General features: G+C 37.9%; 3 protein-coding genes. 1 reads left to right on the top strand and 2 read right to left on the bottom strand.

Features of this window, described 5'->3' with window-relative positions:
* The coding region (hmoB, locus tag AC1DTM_RS22880) for a heme-degrading monooxygenase HmoB (RefSeq protein WP_477000953.1) at positions 1 to 368 on the top strand (368 nt) is incomplete at its 5' end.
* Between the two features lie 178 nt (positions 369 to 546).
* Here the strand turns inward: hmoB and AC1DTM_RS22875 are convergent.
* Positions 547 to 1,965: a PH domain-containing protein gene (locus AC1DTM_RS22875; protein ID WP_016104106.1), complete on the bottom strand. Its 1,419-nt coding sequence runs from the start codon at positions 1,963 to 1,965 to the stop codon at positions 547 to 549.
* The gene (locus AC1DTM_RS22870) at positions 1,958 to 2,434 is read right to left on the bottom strand and encodes a PH domain-containing protein (protein ID WP_002158981.1); all 477 of its coding nucleotides are present in this window, start codon (positions 2,432 to 2,434) and stop codon (positions 1,958 to 1,960) included. Before AC1DTM_RS22870 ends, AC1DTM_RS22875 begins: the two co-directional genes overlap by 8 nt.
* Between the last annotated feature and the right edge of the window lie 31 nt (positions 2,435 to 2,465).

Genomic DNA, 2,465 nt, shown 5'->3' with positions numbered 1-2,465 from the left:
CTGTTGGAGAATTTAAAGGACAACCTGGCTACATCGTTTGTAACAACATTTCTGTAACAGACGAAGGTCGCCCTGTATTTGAAAACCGTTTTAAAAACCGCGCTGGTCTTATCGAAAACGAACCTGGTTTCCAAGCAATCCGCGTTCTTCGCCCATTAAGTAATGATACATATGTCATTTTAACGATGTGGGAAACAGAGCAAAACTTTAAAGACTGGACAGAATCACGTTCATTCGAAAACGCTCATAAAAAACGCCCTGCACAAGCAGAAGGACAAGGACAAGCACAGGCGCATCCACATGCAGAACAGCAAAAAAGCATTTTCTCTCGCCCGTCATTCGTGACTACTTTTGATGTGTTAGTTTAGGTTTCGGAGTTCGGAACCTACGGTATGTGAAATTATATCGGCGATTTTTCGAATATATCGGCGCAACTCGAAATATATCAGCGATTTTTGAAATATATCGGCGCAACTCAAATTATATCAGCGATTTTTTGAATATATCGACTTATCGACAAATGACGACACAAAAAAGGAAACACCATTACACACTGGTGTTTCCTTTTTCTTTGTACCAATTATATATGCGAAGCGCGTCTTCTTTTCGCATATGCTTCACTTCATAACCATGTCCCGCTACCGATACGGCAGCTGTACATAACTCGTCTTTCTTTTGAAAATGCGACTGATTATATCCTACTGCTTGAACATGCCTTCTTCGCATGATCCCTGTATATTTCGCAAGGCCTCGGTACACCATTACTAACTGATTTTCTCGTATCATATATCCACCACTTTTATATCTAGCGTATGCAAGTAACGTAAATACAATAAATAACGGTATAAGAACGAACAGCGCAGTATGTTGTTTAAAATATATACTCGCACCGGCGATCGGCATTGCGAGCACAGCACTTGTAATCCAGCCCATTACGACATAACGACGCAATGCAGCCTTCGGTAAATGAACGATTGCTTCTTCTATTTCATACGGCAACTGTAAATATGCGAGTAACTGCTGCACATCTTTCTTCTTCATAAAAGGATGTAACATCACTTCATCCCCGGCGGATTCTATACTTTGAATGACTTCCACTTCGACAGAACAATAACCGAAAGGCTGCCGAAGAATTCCTTCTTTCACAGTAATCGCTTGAATGCGGTGTAATTTTAAAACAAACTCTTTCTTATCAAATAGCCCTTGAACGATACGAATTTCATTTCTGTTTCGCTCAATTTTAAAGTTCGCATATTTTAACGCATAGCCAGCTGTAGAAATGACCCACGAAATTACCATTAAAATCGCGGCCATAACGATTAATTCATATACACCGTTATCCATCACATACGCTTCCACTTTATTTATGAGCCATTTTGGTAGAAATTGATTAAACTCTGAGTAAATAAGAAGAAGTCCAGAAAATACTAACCCGAATCTACCAGATGTAATAGATGCGAATAAAATTTCTTTCGCTGTTAACTGATAAATCGTCTTACTTTCTTCTTCCGCAGGCGTCTCTTCACTCACAACGCTTCTTTCTTTATGTAATAAGGCAATTAGTTCCTTCGCTTCTTCTTCTTTAATACCCGCTAACATCACTTCTGGCTCAGTACCGCCGCCAGCTACTTCAATATTTAGCTTCGTAAGTCCAAGTAATTGATAAATAACGTTAGAAGACGTACTAATATTTTGCACACGGTCTTTATTTAAATAGCTTTCTTTCTTCACGAACACACCATGTTTTATATGTAAAATATTATTTTCAACCCAGTACACTTTAAAATACCATTTTACAGCTGAGAAAATAGCCATAATGAATAAAACAAACAGAAGGAAAAGATAAAATAAATACCAAGGCTTCACTTGTTCTTCAGGTTTAAACATAACAAGAATAATAAGTGGTAACAAACTCGCAATTCGAATACCTAACAAAATCGTGATCGGATGTTGCCTCTTATACACCCTCATCACTCACTTTCGCAAGCTCTCCAATTTGTCTTTTCAACTGCTCTGCTTCTTCTTTCGTTAAACCTGGAATACTATGAGAAGTTGCCGCTGTTGAAATATGTAATTCTGCTAAATTATACTTTCTCATAATCGGCCCTTGTTCAATTGTAACGTGCTGCACGCGGATCATCGGAATAAGCACGCGCTTTACAACGAACATTCCCTTTTGAATTTCAATCTCTTCTTCATTTAATCTGTAACTATAATAGCGCTGACGTAAATTTGGAAACACAAAATAATCAAGCGGGATAAATGTAATAGCACCTGTTACTAACAATCCAAACAACCAGCCCCACCAGTTAAAGTTAATCATAAAAAAGAAATACGCAATTACGACTGCTAGTATAACCGCTGCCCCAATTAAAGCATGAATCCTCCACACTTTTAGCATATTAGAATGAATCTCCTTTTCTAACGGCTGCATCTCATCACTCCAATTATATGAATTTATTAAT

The sequence above is a fragment of the Bacillus sp. P4_D3 genome (assembly GCF_056401855.1).
This window is presented reverse-complemented; position numbering and strand designations above follow the sequence as displayed.

Coding starts and splice junctions, on each gene's coding strand:
- AC1DTM_RS22870 (WP_002158981.1), bottom strand. CDS start 2,434: ATGCAGCCGTTAGAAAAGGAGATTCATTCTAATATGCTAAAAGTGTGG.